Raw genomic sequence first — 15,034 nt, forward strand, 5'->3', positions numbered from 1 at the left:
CAAAATTCACCCCCGAGCCGAAGCACAGAATCCGGACGGTGGATCAGGGCTCAGTCACGCAGGTCAGGGGCGCAGGCGGCCGCCACCCGATAGGTCGCGCACACCATCCCGCTGTCCGAGACGTGGCTGCCGGTCAGGGTGAGCAGGACGTCGCGCGCGAGTCGGCCGAAGAGGGGGATCCCCTCACCGAGGAGCACCGGCGCCGTGCTCACGGTGATCTCGTCGATGAGACCGCGCTCGAGGCAGCTGCGGATCAGGGCACCGCCGTCGACGTAGACCTGCTCCGCGCCACCGGACCGCAGGACCGCGGACGCCTCCTGCAGGGACGTCACGAACGTGACGCGGTCGTCGAGCCCGCGTCGGGTGCGGGACACGACGACGACGGACTTGTCGGGGTAGGGCCAGTCGCCGAAGGTGAGGACCTTGTCGTAGGTCCGGCGGCCCATGAGGACGTGATCGACGTCGGGGTAGAACGTCTCCCAGGTGAGGGCGGGGCGGTCACTGCTCACCCGCGCGTGGGACCGACCGGGAGGCGGGTCGGTGAGCCAGTCGAGGTCGTCGTCGGGACGGGCGAGGTAGCCGTCGAGGCTCACCCCGACGAAGACACGTCCGGTCCAGGCGCGCGCACCGCCGAGGTCATCGGTGGCCTCACTCACGTCATCGACGTGGTCTCGGGGCTGGGGCCGCTTCGGGCTCACCCGTCCTCCTCATCCCAGATCCGGGTCTTGCGCGGACGCCGGGGAGCGGGGCTCGGCGCGTCGGGGCCGAGGGAGTCGCGGTACTCCCGGCGCAGGTAGACGAAGACGATGGCGAACCCGACCGGCGCGGCCCCCCACCACTGCAGGGCGTAGGCGAAGTGGGGGCCGGTGTCCGTGGAGGGCGGCAGGAGCGGGGTCGGACGCGGGGGAGTGCCGCCGTCGGCCGTACGTTCGGCGTCGAGGACGACGTAGATCGGCCGCAGCCGCAGACCGGTCACCCTGGACACCTCGGAGAGGTCGATCGAGGCGAGCTGTCCGGCCGGGAGATCGCGACCGCGGCTCTCCTCACCGGGACGCAGCCAGCCGGTCACCTCGACGGGGCCGGACGGCGCCGGGGGGACCTCGGGCAGGATGTCGGCGCGCTCGGCGTTCTGGACCCACCCGCGGTCGACGACGACGCCCTCGCCGCCGGAGAGTCGCAGGACGTCGAGCACCTCGTAGCCGTAGGTCACCCGCTGCGGCCGGTTGCGGACCATGAACCGGCCCTCGGGCAGGTAGCTGCCCTCCATCGAGACGTGACGCCACTGGCCGTCCTCGGGCAGCGACCCCGCCCCGGCCGGGACGATGTCGTCCAGCGGCGAGGGTGGCGCCGCGTAGTAGGTCTCGATCTGGTGCTTGCGGTGAGTCTTGTCGAGGTGGCGTCCCCACTGCCAGCGGCCGAGGAACACGCACGCGGTCGCGAACACCGCGGCGACGAGCAGCGCCGTCAGCCATCGCCGGGTGAAGAGGAGCCGCCACACGTGGGTCACGTTACTCGGGGCCCCGGCACGGCCGTCCGGCGCCCGCCCCTCACGGGCTCCGACAGACGCCGTCGCTATCGTTGCGGCATGACCACGGAGTCCCCGCGCGTGCCAGGTCCCCCGGAGCAGGGGTCGGTGCCCGGTGCGTCGGGGTCCCTGCCCTGGCCCGTGCGACGCCCCGTCGACGGCCCCGGGACCGCGCCCCCGGTCTCCCGTGACGGGCTCGTCGACACCTTCGGGCGTGTGGCCCGCGACCTGCGGGTCTCGCTCACCGACCACTGCAACCTGCGCTGCACCTACTGCATGCCGGCCGAGGGGCTGCCGTGGATGGCGCGACCCCAGATGCTCACCGACGACGAACTCCTCCGGCTCGTCGGGCTGTTCGTCGACCTCGGCATCGAGCAGGTGCGCCTCACCGGCGGTGAGCCCCTGCTGCGCAAGGGCCTCGTCGACCTCGTCGCCGGGATCGCCGCCCTGCCCGAGCGGCCACGGATCGCGATGACGAGCAACGGGATCGGTCTCGCGCGCCTCGCAGGCGACCTCGCGGAGGCCGGCCTCGACCGCGTCAACATCTCCCTCGACACGACCGACCGGGCGACGTTCGAGCAGCTCGCCCGCCGTGACCGCTTCGACGACGTCGTCGCCGGACTCGCGGCCGCCGCCGACGCCGGTCTCCTCCCGGTCAAGGTCAACGCGGTCGCGATGCGGGGGATCAACGACGACGGGGTCGCCGACCTCCTGCAGTGGTGCCTCGTGCGTGGGTACGAACTCCGCTTCATCGAGCAGATGCCCCTCGACGCCCAACACGGATGGGCGCGGTCGCAGATGGTGACCGCGGACGAGATCCGCGAGCGCCTCGAGAAGCGGTTCACGCTCACCGCCGTGCCGGAACGGGGGAGTGCGCCCGCCGAGCGGTTCCTCGTCGACGGCGGCCCCGCCGTCGTCGGGGTCATCGCCAGCGTCACCGCGCCGTTCTGCGGGGCCTGCGACCGGGTGCGGCTCACCGCCGACGGCATGGTTCGCAACTGCCTGTTCGCCCGGGGCGAGGTCGACCTGCGGGGACCCCTGCGCGAGGGCGCGAGCGACCGCGACCTCGTCCGCCTCATCCGTGGCGAGATGTGGCGCAAGGCCGCCGGTCACGGCATCGGCAAGCCCGACTTCACCCAGCCTGCGCGGCCGATGTCCGCGATCGGCGGTTGATCGCGACAGCCCTCACGGGCGGCGCGACGACCCGCGTCAGACCCGCGTCGCTCCGTGATCGGCGTCCTTGGCCGTGCCGACGACGACCGTGGGGACGGGCTGCGGTGCCGGGGACTCGGGGTCCTCCTGTGCCGGTCGGTCCCAGTCGTGGGTGCCGGCCTCGGCCGTGAGCATGCGGTGGACGACGGGCTCGTGCTCCTCGACCGTGGTGCGCATGTCCCGGTTGTTCGCGAGCACGACGGCCGGGTAGGGAAGGACGACGGCGGCGGCGATGAAGATCCACGCGCCGGGGCGCCAGTCGACGACCGTGACGAAGAGCCCTGCGATGAGGAAGCAGATCGTGCGGATGGACATGGAGATCGTGTATCCGCGCATGCGTCGGCGTTGATCCTCGGCCCGCGATCTGGGAAGGCTGGAGATCGAATGAACCCGCTCGTCGGGGTCTCTCGCCATGTCGCCACTCTACGCGCCGTCTCCGATCGCGTCACCGGCGCGGGCTCGGGACCAGCGAAAAGCTACCCGTGGGTCACCTGAGGGCATGTGCGACAAGGGAGTCCGTGGTGCATTAGGTTCGGGATCGCCCGCCGCCGTCGTCCCTGCCAGGAGCGCTCCGATGACCGATCCGACCCCCCGTCCCGTCCTCGTCACCGGAGGCAACCGAGGCATCGGCCTGGCCGTCGCGAGAGAACTGCGCGAGGCGGGTCACCCGGTCGTCGTCGGGTGCCGGTCGGAGGAGGCGCCCGAGGGTCTCGATGCGGTCCGCCTCGACGTCACCGACACGGCCTCGGTGGACGCGGCGTTCACCGAGGCGGAGAAGATCGTCGGCGCCCCGATGGGTGGCCTCGTCGCGAACGCGGGCATCACCCGAGACCAGCTCCTCATGCGCATGAGCGACGACGACCTCGACGCCGTCCTCGACACCAACCTCGTCGGGGCCATCCGCTGCGCCCGCCGCGCGACCAAGAGCCTGCTGCGCGCCAAGGGTGGGCGGATCGTCCTCGTCTCCAGTGTCGTCGGCCTCTACGGCTCGCCGGGGCAGGTCAACTACGCGGCGAGCAAGGCGGGTCTCGTCGGCGTGGCCCGGTCCCTCACGCGCGAGCTCGGCTCCCGGCGCATCACGGTCAACGTCGTCGCGCCCGGCTACATCGACACGGCGATGACCCAGGAGCTGCCCGACGACCTCAAGGCCACGTACCGCGGGATCATCCCCGCCGGCCGGTTCGGCGAACCGGAGGAGGTCGCGGGCGTCGTGCGGTTCCTCGTCTCCGACGCGGCCGGCTACGTCTCCGGCGCCGTCATCCCCGTCGACGGCGGGTTGGGCATGGGGCACTGACCCCGCCCGTGCCCCCGTCCCACCTCACCCGCCCAGCCCCCAGGAGAAGAACCCCCATGGCCCTGCTCGAGGGAAAGAACATCCTCGTCACCGGTGTGCTCACCGAATCGTCCATCGCGTTCCACGTCGCGCGCCTCGCGCAGGAAGAGGGCGCCACGGTCGTGCTCACCTCCTTCGGGCGCGCCGCGCGGATCACCGAGAAGATCGCCAAGCGGCTGCCGGTCGAGGCGCCCGTCGTCGAGCTCGACGTCTCGAACGCCGCGGACATCGACGCCCTCGCCGACCGCGTGCGGGCCCACACCGACCACCTCGACGGGGTGCTCCACTCGATCGGGTTCGCCCCGCAGGAGGCCTTCGACTTCATGGGCGCGAGCTGGGAGGACGTCGCGCCGGCGCTCCAGATCTCGGCCTACTCCCTCAAGGCCCTCGCCAAGGGGTGTCTGCCCCTCATGTCGACCGGCGGCACGATCGTCGGTCTCACCCTCGACGCGTCGGTCGCGTGGTCGGGGTACGACTGGATGGGCGTGGCGAAGGCGGCGTTCGAGTCGACGAGTCGGTATGTCGCCCGCGACCTGGGCCCCCGGGGCATCCGCAGCAACCTCGTGGCCGCGGGGCCGATCAGCACGACGGCCGCCAAGAGCATCCCGGCGTTCTCGAAGTTCGCCCAGTGGGGCGACCACTCCCCGCTCGGATGGGAGATCTCCGACCCCACCCCCGCGGCCAAGGCCTGCGTCGCGCTCCTCTCGGACTGGTTCCCCGCGACGACCGGCGAGATCGTCCATGTCGACGGTGGCTTCCACGCGTTCGGTGGTTGAGCGCCCGGCCGTCTCCGAAATCCTCACCTGATGAGCGGTATTCGCCGATAGGGGTCGGGAGGGCGTCGTTCTCGCGCCCGTCCGGACCCACCGGAGGAATCCCGCGCACACGTGGAGGCCGCACGCATGTCGAACGAGTCGCCGATCTGGACCCCGGCGCGGCATCCGCTCGCCCGGTTCCTCCGCGGACTCGTCACGGGAACCCGGCCGCCGATGGACGGCGGATGGATGCGAGTGACGCCCTGGGTCCCGCACATCCAGGGCATCCTGTCCTTCCCCGGGCACGCGATCCTCGCGGTCTCCTACGATCACACCGAGAACGACCTCGCCGAGCTCGGCGTCGACGGCTGGGGCGGCGCGCACGACCCACGGGTCGTCACGGCGCTGGCCAAGAACGGCTGGATCGACACCCTCGACCTGCTCATGCTCGGCCCGGGCGGAGGTGAGGCGAGCGCCGGTGACCACCTCGTGATGCGCTCCGATCTCGCCCGCCACCCCCTCGTCGAACACGCGAGGCGCGTGCGCTCGGAGGTCCAGGTGTTCGGCTCGGCCGACCCGGCGGTGGAGGACGTCGTCGTGCTCGCACGTGGCATCGGTGGCTTGCGAGAGATCTCCTTCGCCCTCGATCCCCGGCATCGTGGTCAGGGCAAGGGCACCGCGCTCGTGCAGGCGGCGTTGCACTCGGTGCCGGAGAACGAGCTCATCGCCGCATGCGTCGCGCCGGCGAACCTGCCGTCGTGGAGGTGCCTCGAACGCGCGGGCATGACGCCCTACGGCACGGTCCAGCTCTTCACCGACCGCCCCGAACGACGCACCTGAGCCACCGCACGCCTGGCGGCGCGTCAGACGGGTTCGGCGCGTCCGGCGGATGCGGCGGGGGAGAGGCCGAGGATCGGGAGCACGAGGGCCAGGTCGGGGACGTCGATCGCGAGGTCCGCCTGTTCCCGGGCGACGGGTTTGGCGCAGAACGCGATCCCGAGCCCGGCGAGCGCCATCATGTCGAGGTCGTTGGCGCCGTCACCGATCGCGATCGTATGGGCGAGGTCGATGCCCTCGACCTCGGCGAACTCCCGGAGGGCGGCCGCCTTGGCGGCCCGGTCGACGATCTCCCCGTCGACCTCGCCGGTGAGCCGCCCGTCGCGGATCGCGAACCGGTTGGCCCGCACGTGGGTGATCCCGAAGCGTGCGGCGAGGGGTCCGACGATCTCGACGAACCCACCCGAGACGAGCGCGACCGCGTGTCCCTGGTCGTGCAGGGTGCGCACGAGCACGTCGGCCCCGGGGGTGACGGTGACCGAGGCCTCGACCTCTGCGAGAACGTCCCGTCCGAGGCCCGCGAGGGTCGCGCACCGCGCGCGGAGGCTCTCGCCGAAGTCGAGCTCACCGCGCATCGCGGCCTCGGTGACGGCCGCGACCTCGGCCTGCGCCGTCGCGCCGGCGTGCGCCGCGACGAGTTCGATGACCTCCTCACGGATGAACGTCGAGTCCACGTCCATGACGACGAGCAGACGCCCGTCCGGCACGTGGCCGGGACGGGCGCCCGACGAGCTGTCGGCGTTCACGTTCTGACGGCGAGGTTCGTTCACGCTCTGATGATGACGCCGTTCACGCCGTGGACACGGCGTTCGTCACGCCCGGACGATGGTGTTCTTGGGCACGACGACGACCCCGTCGTCACTCACGTGGAAGCCCCGTTCGAGGTCGCGCGCGTGGTCGACGCCGACCTCGGCACCGTCCTCGAGGACGACGTTCTTGTCGAGGATCGCCTTCTCCACGACGGCCTTGCGACCGATGCGGGCGGCCTCCAGGAGCACGGAGTCGTGCACCTGTGCATAGGAGTTCACGCGTACGAGCGGCGAGACGACCGATCCTTCGACCCGGGCCCCGGAGATGACCGCCCCGGAGGCCACGGCGGAGTTGATCGCCTCCCCGAGGCGGCCGGTCTCGTTGTGGACGAACTTGGCCGGCGGGTGGTTGCCGACCTGGGAGGTGTAGATCGGCCACTCGTAGTTGTAGAGGTTGAAGATCGGGTGGATCGCGATGAGGTCCATGTTGGCCTCGTAGTAGCTGTCGATCGTGCCGACGTCGCGCCAGTACGCGCGGTCGCGATCGGTGACCCCGGGGATCTCGTTGTAGGCGAAGTCGTACACCCATCCCTCGCCACGGTCGACGAAGTGCGGCACGATGTCGCCGCCCATGTCGTGGGCGCTGGCCTCGTTCTCGGCGTCCGCGACGACGATGTCGCGCAGCACGTCGGCGTCGAAGACGTAGTTGCCCATCGAGGCGAGCACCTCGTTGGGGGAGGAGGGCAGCCCCTGGGCGTCCTTCGGCTTCTCGCGCCACCGACCGATCTTGCGCTCGTCGGCCGGGTCGACCTCGATGACACCGAACTGGTCGGCGAGGGAGATCGGCTGCCGGATGGCCGCCACCGTGATCCCCGCCTGGGTCTCGATGTGCTGCTGGACCATCTGACTGAAATCCATGCGGTAGACGTGGTCGGCGCCGACGACGACGACGTAGTCGGGGCGCTCGTCGTCGAGGGTGTTGAGGCTCTGGTAGATGGCGTCCGCGCTCCCCATGTACCACTGCTTGCCCATGCGCTGCTGGGCCGGGATTGGGGTGACGTAGTTGCCGAGCAGGTGGGACATGCGCCACGTGCGACTGATGTGCCGGTCGAGGCTGTGGGACTTGTACTGCGTGAGGACGACGACCTTGAGATAGCCGGAGTTGACGACGTTGCTCAGGGCGAAGTCGATGAGACGGTAGATGCCGCCGAAGGGGACCGCCGGTTTGGCCCGGTCGGCCGTGAGGGGCATGAGCCTCTTTCCCTCTCCGCCGGCGAGAACGATGGCCAGGACATTGCTGCTGCGCTTCCGACGCCTCATGCGCTCAACCTACCTGCGGGGTCGCCCGCGAGGGACGGGAACAAGGGCCCTGCTTCGGCGGGTCCGGGGACCTCTCTCCCGCGCTCGGTCGGGGGCCGCGGTCCACCCCCGCAGCCGGGGTTTGCCGACTAGGGTGAAGCGGTGCGCGTAGACATCCTCACGAAGGAATACCCCCCACAGATCTACGGCGGTGCCGGGGTCCACGTGGCCGAGCTGACGCGGGCGCTGCGGGCCCGTGGTGACATCGACGTCCAGGTGCGCTGCTTCGGCGGTCCCCGCGACGAGGCCGGGACGACGGGCTACCCCGAGATCGCCGAACTCGCCGACGCGAACGCGGCCCTGCAGACCCTCGGGGTCGACCTCGCGATGGCCGGCGACTGCGTCGGCACCGACCTCGTCCACTCCCACACGTGGTACGCGAACATGGCCGGGCACGTCGCCTCGCTCCTCGCGGGCGTCCCGCACGTCATCTCGGCGCACTCCCTCGAGCCGCTGCGTCCCTGGAAGGCCGAGCAGCTCGGCGGCGGCTACCGGGTGTCCTCCTGGGTGGAGCGCACGGCGTACGAGTCGGCCGCAGGCATCATCGCCGTGAGCCGCGGCATGCGCGCCGACATCCTCACGTGCTACCCCTCGATCGATCCCGACCGGGTCTCCGTCGTCCACAACGGCATCGACTCCACGGACTGGCAGCCCGACCATTCGGGCGCGGGCAAGGACGTCTGCCGCCGCCACGGCATGGACCCCGACAGGCCCTCGATCGTCTTCGTCGGCCGCATCACCCGGCAGAAGGGCCTGCCCCACCTGTTGCGCGCCGCGGCCGACCTCCCCCCGGAGGTGCAGGTCGTGTTCTGCGCGGGCGCGCCCGACACTCCCGAGATCAAGGCGGAGGTCGAGGCTCTCATCGCGGAGTTGCGGACCACCCGCGAGGGCGTGGTGTGGATCGCCGAGCACCTGCCGCGCGACCAGGTCGTCGCGATCGAGTCCAACGCGACGGTCTTCGCGTGTCCGTCGGTGTACGAACCGCTCGGCATCGTCAACCTCGAGGCGATGGCGTGCGAGGCCCCCGTCGTCGCGACCGCGACCGGTGGGATCCCCGAGGTGGTCGTCGACGGCGAGACGGGGTGGCTCGTCGACATCGAGCAGGTCGGCGACGGCACGGGCACCCCGGTCGACCCGGCCCGCTTCGAGGCCGACCTCGCCGCCGCCCTCACCGAGGCCGTCGCCGACCCCGAGCGGGCGCGCGAGCGTGGTCTCGCCGGACGTCGGCGCGCGGTCGAGCACTTCTCCTGGTCGGCGATCGGTGACCGCACGCTGGAGGTCTACGAGAAGGTCCTCGCCCGGCACTGAGTCCCGTCGCCGCGACCGTCCGCGCGCTCTCTCCCGCGCTCAGTGAGCGCGGGAGGCGAGGTCGAGGGCGGCGGCCCTGGCCCCGGTGACGAGGGCGTGGCGGGCCTCCCGCGCGATGTCGCGCAGGATCGCCCCGCGCCGGTCACCGGCGAGGAGGGTGGGGGCGTCGTGCAGGTGGTCGAGCGCCGTCTCGGCGATCGACGTCAACGTGGCGGCCTGCGTGATGACACGGCGTGCCCGAGGGTCGATGTCGGGCAGTCCCCACCGTCCGCTCGCGAGGCGTTCGTCGGCGAGGCTGCGCAGCCCGGAGTCCCACTGCGCCACGTCGAGATCCTCGAGTGCGCGGACGGCCTCGAGCGTCGAGGAACGCAGGAGGCGTTCGGCATCGGCGGCGTCGTCGTCCCCGGCCGACACCGGCGACGTGGCCTCGTGGGCCGTCCACCGCAGCAGGGTCCCGGTGTCCCCGGCGGGACCGAACTCCTCGAACTCCGGCACGAGGGCTCCACCGAGCAGCGGCGACCACGCGCATTCCCCCGCGTCGAGTGCGGCGCCGACGAACTCGGCACCTCCCCGGGGGAGACCGACGAGGTCACCCGGCGCGGGCAATGACACGAGGACGACGCGCTCCCCGAAGCGCTGCCACAGGTCGAGACGCGCGACCGCGGGGGCGGCATCGACGTCGGCGATGTCGGGGGACGCGGCCCGCACGACCCGGTCGAGGTCGCTCTCGCCGCGCACGAGCGCCCGCGTCGCCCACAACGCGAGGCGGACGGAGGCGGGGAGCTCGGGCACCCGCCCAGCGTAGGGGGCCACCGACCCCTCGGCCGCGTCCGCCGAGGCGACGCGCATCCACCTCGCCGCTGCCGATAGGGTCACCCCCATGAGTGACGTGCTCGCGTTCGCCGGTGTGACCGTGACCCGTGGGGGCAAGGAGATCCTCTCGGAGGTCGACTGGGAGGTCGAGGAGGGCCAGCGGTGGGTGATCCTCGGCCCCAACGGCGCCGGCAAGAGCACCCTGCTGCAGATCGCCGCCGCACGCCTGCACCCCACGCGTGGCGTCGCCGGGGTCCTCGGTGAGGTCATGGGCGCGGTCGACGTGTTCGAGCTGCGCCCGCGCATCGGCCTCGCCAGCGCCTCCCTCGCCGAGCACGTCCCCGGTGACGAGCGGGTCTCGGACGTCGTCGTCACCGCCTCCTACGGGGTCGTCGGACGCTGGCGCGAGCAGTACGACCGCCAGGACATGGCCCGGGCGCGCGAGCTCCTCGAGGCACTCGGTGTCTCCCACCTCTCCGACCGCCGGTTCGGCACCCTCAGCGAGGGCGAACGCAAGCGCGTGCAGATCGCGCGGGCGCTCATGACCGACCCCGAGCTCATGCTCCTCGACGAGCCCGCCGCCGGCCTCGACCTCGGCGGCCGCGAGGACCTCCTCGCGCGGCTCGGCGAACTCGCCGACGACATCGAGGCCCCGGCGCTCGTGCTCGTCACCCACCACGTCGAGGAGATCCCCCCGGGGTTCACCGACGTGCTCCTGCTGCGCGACGGCGGCGTCGTCGCCGCCGGCCCGCTCGAGATCACCCTCACGAAGGAGAACCTCGAGGCGACCTTCGGACTGCCGCTCGTCCTCGAGCAGCACGGGCGCCGCTGGACCGCCCGCGCCGCCACCTCCTGACACCGACATCGCGGCTCGGCCACGCCGTCGCCCGTGCCCCGTCCCGCTCGACCGGCCCGGGGCCGTCGACCCCACGGCGCCCACGCCGGCTCCCACCGGCGTCGACCTCGACGAAACGCGGGCCGCGCGGTGGAAAGCGGACTGGTGGGACGCGGCTCGTCCTCTAGGGTGGGGATGGACCGGTGCTCCACGATGCCGGCACGACGGGGAGGCTGGATGCGATGGAGTGGATGACCTGGCTGCAGGAGAACCCGTGGGCCGCGTGGCTCGCGGTCGCTCTCGTCCTCACCGCGATCGAGGCCGCCACCGCCGACTTCATCTTCCTCATGCTCGCCGGGGGGGCGGTCGTCGGTATGGTCGTCGGCTTCCTCCCGACCACCATCGCGATCCAGGTCGTCGCGGCGTCCGCGGCGGCGCTCCTCCTCCTCGTCACCGTCCGACCGGCGCTCAAGCGTCGGATGCTCGACTCCATCCCCGACGCCGCGCTCGGCATCGAGTCCTACGCCGGCCGCACCGCGCGTGTCACCGAGACGGTCGACGAGCACGACGGCCGGGTGCGGTTCGACGGGGAGATCTGGAGCGCTCGTTCCGAGGGCTCCGGCATCCCGCTCCAGGCGGGAACCACGGTCACGATCGTCCGGGTCGAGGGCGCCACGCTCGTCGTCGCCCCCACCGAGACGGTCCAGGACGTCGTCCCCGGTGTGGACGGCACGCCGCCGTCCGGGCCGGACGGCCCGCACCACTGACCGATCCATCCACCGTTCTCACACAAGGGGAGTGACAACGCATGCCCATCGGGACCATCCTGCTCCTGCTGCTGCTGATCCTCGTCGTGACCGTCGTCTTCAGGTCGGTCCGCATCGTCCCGCAGCAGACCTCGCTCATCATCGAGCGACTCGGTAAATACTCACGCACTCTCGACGCCGGTTTCCACGTCATCGTGCCGTTCGTCGACAAGGTGCGCGCGAACATCGATCTTCGTGAGCAGGTCGTGTCGTTCCCGCCGCAGCCCGTGATCACGAGCGACAACCTCGTCGTCAACATCGACACGGTCATCTACTACGCGGTCACCGACAGCAAGGCCGCGGTGTACGGCATCGCGAACTTCATCCAGGGCATCGAGCAGCTCACCGTCACGACGCTGCGCAACGTCATCGGTTCGATGGACCTCGAGGCCACGCTCACGAGCCGTGACCAGATCAACGGCCAGCTCCGTGGCGTCCTCGACGACGCCACCGGCCGTTGGGGCATCCGTGTCTCCCGCGTGGAGCTCAAGGCCATCGACCCGCCGCACAGCGTGCAGGACTCGATGGAGAAGCAGATGCGCGCCGAGCGTGACCGCCGCGCCGCGATCCTCACGGCCGAGGGTGTCAAGCAGAGCCAGATCCTCACGGCCGAGGGTGAGAAGCAGAGCCAGATCCTGCGCGCCGAGGGGTCGGCGCAGGCCCGCATCCTCGAGGCGCAGGGTCAGGCCCGCGCCATCAAGCAGGTCTTCGAGGCGATCCACAAGGGCAAGCCCAACCAGTCCCTCCTCGCCTACCAGTACCTCCAGATCCTCCCGCAGCTCGCCCGTGGCGACTCGAACAAGATGTGGATCGTGCCCAGCGAGTTCACCGAGGCGATGAAGGGCTTCGGCAACGCCTTCGGCAGCAGCGGCATCACCTTCCCCGGCAGCGACGACGCCGACGTCGAGGTCGAGTGGGGCGAGGACGACGACGCCTTCGAGGACATCGCGCTGCAGGACCCGCACGAGGCACTCAAGGAGGCCCGTGACGAGGCCGCGAGCACGTCGGCCGAGGCCGAGGGCACGTCCGCCCACATCCAGGGTCGCCGCCCGCGTCCCTCCACGGCCGGACTCGAGTCCCGTCCCGACACCCCGCAGCTCGGCGCCGCCGCCCCGGGGATGGACCTGGGGGGTCTCGGGGTTCCCGGGGCCATGCCCGACGCGCGGCCCGAGGCCGCCGGGATGCCGGCGCCAGCGCCCGCGGACGCACCCGGTGGCGCCTCCTCCGCACCGCCGCCTCCGCACCCGCAGGACGACGAGCAGCGCTGACCCGTTCGCTCACCGACACCCCGCCACCCTTAGGGTGGCGGGGTGTCGGTGTTCGAGGTGGTCATGATCGTCCTCGCGGGCGTCGCCGCCGGGACGATCAACACGATCGTCGGCGCCGGATCGCTCGTCACCTTCCCCACCCTCCTGTTCTTCGGGTATCCGCCGGTCGTCGCCAACATGAGCAACACCGTGGGGCTGGTCGCCGGGGGAGTGAGCGGGGTTCACGGCTACCGTCGCGAGCTCGCGGGGGAGGGGCGCACGCTGCGGACCCTCGTGCCGGCCTCGCTCGCCGGAGGACTGGCCGGGGGGCTGCTGCTGCTCGTGCTCCCGGCGGCGGTCTTCGAAGTCGTCGTCCCGGTGCTCATCGCTGTCGGGGTCGTCCTCGTCCTTCTCGGCCCACGCCTCAAGGAGCGGGCGGCCCGTCGACGGGCGGCAGGACGCACCCCGCGTTCCCACGGCGTGGCCCTGCCGCTGCTCGTCGGGCTCGCGGGCGTGTACGGCGGCTACTTCGGGGCTGCGCAGGGTGTCATCCTCGTCGGCATCATGGGCGCGATGCTGCCTGCCTCGCTGCAGACGATCAACGGGATCAAGAACGTGCTGGGGCTCGTCGTCAACGCGACGTCGGCGCTCGTGTTCGTCGTCGTCGCCGGCCCGGACATCGCGTGGGGGGCGGCCCTCGCCCTCGGTGTCGGCGCGTTGATCGGCGGGGTCCTCGGGGCGCGGATCGGCCGCCGTCTACCCCCGCCGCTGCTCCGCGGCGTCATCGTCGTGATCGGTGTCGTCGCGATCGTCCGGATGATCGCATGACGACGGTCTCGCGGGCGGAGGCGGGCGGCGGTGGACGTCGGGAAGCGGAGAAGAGGAGAGGGAGCGGGGCATGAGCGTAGGGCCGATCGAGATCGAGGATCCGCGTGACGAGCGGGTCGCCGACTTCCTCCACCTCACCGACGTGCGCCTACGTCGTCGTCTCGAACCGGAGCGCGGCCTCTACCTCGCCGAGAGCGAGAAGGTCATCCGCCGAGCCCTTGCCGCGGGACACTCACCGCGCGCCTTCCTCATGTCGCGCAAGTGGCTGGACGACCTAGCCGACCTCGTGGAACAGGCCACTGCGACGCGCGTGCCCGTCTACGTCGCCGGGGAGGACGTCATCCGCGAGATGACCGGTTTCCACCTCCACCGCGGCGCCCTCGCCTCGATGCAGCGCCCCGATCTGCCGACGCTCGAGGACGTCCTGGGCGGCGCACGACGGGTCATCGTGCTCGAGGACATCGTCGACCACACCAACGTCGGGGCCGTCTTCCGCTCCGCCGCCGCTCTCGGCGTCGACGGCGTCCTCGTCACGCCGCGATGTGCCGACCCGTTGTACCGACGCAGCATCCGGGTGTCGATGGGCACGGTGTTCCAGGTCCCGTGGGCGCGCACGGGCACCTGGCCCGCGGACGTCGACACCCTGCGTCGAGCGGGGTTCACCGTGGCCGCGTTCGCGCTCGAGGACGACTCGGTCTCGCTCGACGACCTCGCCGCCGATCCGCCCGACCGGCTCGCGCTCGTCCTGGGGGCGGAGGGCGACGGCCTCGGTCACCGCACGGTCGCGGCCTCCGACCTCGTCGTGCGGATCCCGATGGCGGGCGGGGTCGACTCCCTCAACGTGGCCGCCGCCTCCGCCGTCGCCATGTGGGCCCTGCGCGTCGGGGATCAGCTCAGCGCATAGGTACCGGTGAGCAGGGCGCGCCCGATGACGTGCTCGAGCATGATGAACGACGCCTTGGCCGGGGAGGTCTGGGTGTCGATCGACAGGTCGGCGACGTCGAGGGCGTGGACGGCGAAGATGTAGCGGTGGGCGCGGTCTCCGGGCGGCGGGGCGGCGCCACCGAAGTCGTCGGTGCCGTAGTCGTTGTGGAGCTGCACCGACCCGTCGGGCAGGCTGCCGCCGCCGATGAGCCCCGCGCCCGTGGGCAGCTCGGTGACGTCGGCGGGGACGCCGACGACGAACCAGTGCCAGAAGCCCGAGGGGGTGGGGGCATCCGGGTCGAAGCACGAGACGGCGTAGCTCTTCGTGCCCTCGGGCGCGCCGGACCAGCGCAGGGCGGGCGAGGCGTTGTCCCCTCCGTAGGTGTGCGCGGCGGGCAGGGTGTCCCCGTCGGCGAAGTCGGGGCTCTCGAGGGTGAACGTCGGGACGCCGGGGAGCAGGTCGTAGGGGTTCGGGGCCGGGGGTCGGTCGAGGTTCATGCCCT

17 protein-coding genes are annotated in these 15,034 nt (G+C 71.7%); 10 read left to right on the top strand and 7 right to left on the bottom strand.

All coding sequences use genetic code 11. From position 1 onward, the window contains the following. Positions 1-50: 50 nt before the first annotated feature. Positions 51-698, bottom strand: coding sequence for a dihydrofolate reductase family protein (locus RT054_RS03125; protein ID WP_313022124.1), 648 nt, complete (start codon positions 696-698; stop codon positions 51-53). After that, entirely contained in the window at positions 695-1,498 is an 804-nt protein-coding gene (locus RT054_RS03130) for an SURF1 family protein (RefSeq protein WP_313022125.1), read from the bottom strand. The genes RT054_RS03125 and RT054_RS03130 overlap by 4 nt, the downstream gene beginning before the upstream one ends. An 87-nt stretch (positions 1,499-1,585) precedes the next feature. Between RT054_RS03130 and moaA the strand changes: the two genes are divergently transcribed. Then, positions 1,586-2,698, top strand: a complete 1,113-nt coding sequence (gene moaA, locus RT054_RS03135; RefSeq protein WP_312717995.1) for a GTP 3',8-cyclase MoaA — start codon at positions 1,586-1,588, stop codon at positions 2,696-2,698. 36 nt (positions 2,699-2,734) lie between these two features. Here moaA and RT054_RS03140 read toward each other — a convergent pair whose 3' ends face one another. Next, positions 2,735-3,151 carry a DUF3099 domain-containing protein gene (locus tag RT054_RS03140; RefSeq protein WP_312717994.1) on the bottom strand — a complete coding sequence of 139 codons (417 nt, stop codon included), beginning with the start codon at positions 3,149-3,151 and terminating at the stop codon, positions 2,735-2,737. A gap of 160 nt (positions 3,152-3,311) precedes the next feature. Between RT054_RS03140 and fabG the strand changes: the two genes are divergently transcribed. The 3 genes from fabG to RT054_RS03155 all read left to right on the top strand — a co-directional run bounded on the left by fabG (position 3,312) and on the right by RT054_RS03155 (position 5,665). Further along, positions 3,312-4,031, top strand: coding sequence for a 3-oxoacyl-ACP reductase FabG (gene fabG / locus RT054_RS03145; RefSeq protein ID WP_312717993.1), 720 nt, complete (start codon positions 3,312-3,314; stop codon positions 4,029-4,031). Positions 4,032-4,087: 56 nt separating this feature from the next. Continuing rightward, complete coding sequence (gene fabI, locus RT054_RS03150; RefSeq protein WP_313022126.1) at positions 4,088-4,846, top strand: enoyl-ACP reductase FabI; 759 nt, start codon at positions 4,088-4,090, stop codon at positions 4,844-4,846. Positions 4,847-4,972: 126 nt separating this feature from the next. Beyond that, positions 4,973-5,665, top strand: a complete 693-nt coding sequence (locus RT054_RS03155) for a GNAT family protein (RefSeq protein ID WP_313022127.1) — start codon at positions 4,973-4,975, stop codon at positions 5,663-5,665. A gap of 23 nt (positions 5,666-5,688) precedes the next feature. On the opposite strand, the gene serB is transcribed toward RT054_RS03155, so the two are convergent. Together serB and glgC are read right to left on the bottom strand one after the other, a co-directional pair. Next, positions 5,689-6,432 (bottom strand): phosphoserine phosphatase SerB, encoded by a 744-nt coding sequence (gene serB / locus RT054_RS03160; RefSeq protein ID WP_313022128.1) that lies wholly within the window; start codon positions 6,430-6,432, stop codon positions 5,689-5,691. A gap of 42 nt (positions 6,433-6,474) precedes the next feature. Next, positions 6,475-7,731 carry a glucose-1-phosphate adenylyltransferase gene (gene glgC, locus RT054_RS03165; RefSeq protein WP_313022129.1) on the bottom strand — a complete coding sequence of 419 codons (1,257 nt, stop codon included), beginning with the start codon at positions 7,729-7,731 and terminating at the stop codon, positions 6,475-6,477. 141 nt (positions 7,732-7,872) lie between these two features. Here glgC and glgA point away from each other — a divergent pair, with 141 nt between their 5' ends. Then, positions 7,873-9,078, top strand: a complete 1,206-nt coding sequence (gene glgA / locus RT054_RS03170; RefSeq protein WP_313022130.1) for a glycogen synthase — start codon at positions 7,873-7,875, stop codon at positions 9,076-9,078. Between the two features lie 39 nt (positions 9,079-9,117). On the opposite strand, the gene RT054_RS03175 is transcribed toward glgA, so the two are convergent. Further along, positions 9,118-9,870, bottom strand: coding sequence for a hypothetical protein (locus tag RT054_RS03175; protein WP_313022131.1), 753 nt, complete (start codon positions 9,868-9,870; stop codon positions 9,118-9,120). Positions 9,871-9,958: 88 nt separating this feature from the next. Between RT054_RS03175 and RT054_RS03180 the strand changes: the two genes are divergently transcribed. The 5 genes from RT054_RS03180 (at position 9,959) to RT054_RS03200 (ending at position 14,511) form a co-directional block, all read left to right on the top strand. Next, complete coding sequence (locus RT054_RS03180) at positions 9,959-10,747, top strand: ABC transporter ATP-binding protein (protein WP_313022132.1); 789 nt, start codon at positions 9,959-9,961, stop codon at positions 10,745-10,747. A gap of 221 nt (positions 10,748-10,968) precedes the next feature. Next, positions 10,969-11,493 carry an NfeD family protein gene (locus RT054_RS03185; RefSeq protein ID WP_313022133.1) on the top strand — a complete coding sequence of 175 codons (525 nt, stop codon included), beginning with the start codon at positions 10,969-10,971 and terminating at the stop codon, positions 11,491-11,493. 41 nt (positions 11,494-11,534) lie between these two features. Continuing rightward, complete coding sequence (locus RT054_RS03190; protein ID WP_313022134.1) at positions 11,535-12,800, top strand: SPFH domain-containing protein; 1,266 nt, start codon at positions 11,535-11,537, stop codon at positions 12,798-12,800. A 42-nt stretch (positions 12,801-12,842) separates the two neighbouring features. Continuing rightward, on the top strand, positions 12,843-13,607 hold the full coding sequence (locus RT054_RS03195) for a sulfite exporter TauE/SafE family protein (protein ID WP_313022135.1): 765 nt from the start codon (positions 12,843-12,845) through the stop codon (positions 13,605-13,607). 70 nt (positions 13,608-13,677) lie between these two features. Further along, positions 13,678-14,511, top strand: a complete 834-nt coding sequence (locus RT054_RS03200; RefSeq protein ID WP_313022136.1) for an RNA methyltransferase — start codon at positions 13,678-13,680, stop codon at positions 14,509-14,511. Here RT054_RS03200 and RT054_RS03205 read toward each other — a convergent pair. Further along, positions 14,496-15,029 carry a YbhB/YbcL family Raf kinase inhibitor-like protein gene (locus RT054_RS03205; RefSeq protein WP_312717972.1) on the bottom strand — a complete coding sequence of 178 codons (534 nt, stop codon included), beginning with the start codon at positions 15,027-15,029 and terminating at the stop codon, positions 14,496-14,498. The genes RT054_RS03200 and RT054_RS03205 overlap by 16 nt on opposite strands. Positions 15,030-15,034 lie beyond the last annotated feature (5 nt).

Source organism: Mobilicoccus sp. (assembly GCF_032060985.1).
Lineage (GTDB): Bacteria > Actinomycetota > Actinomycetes > Actinomycetales > Dermatophilaceae > Mobilicoccus.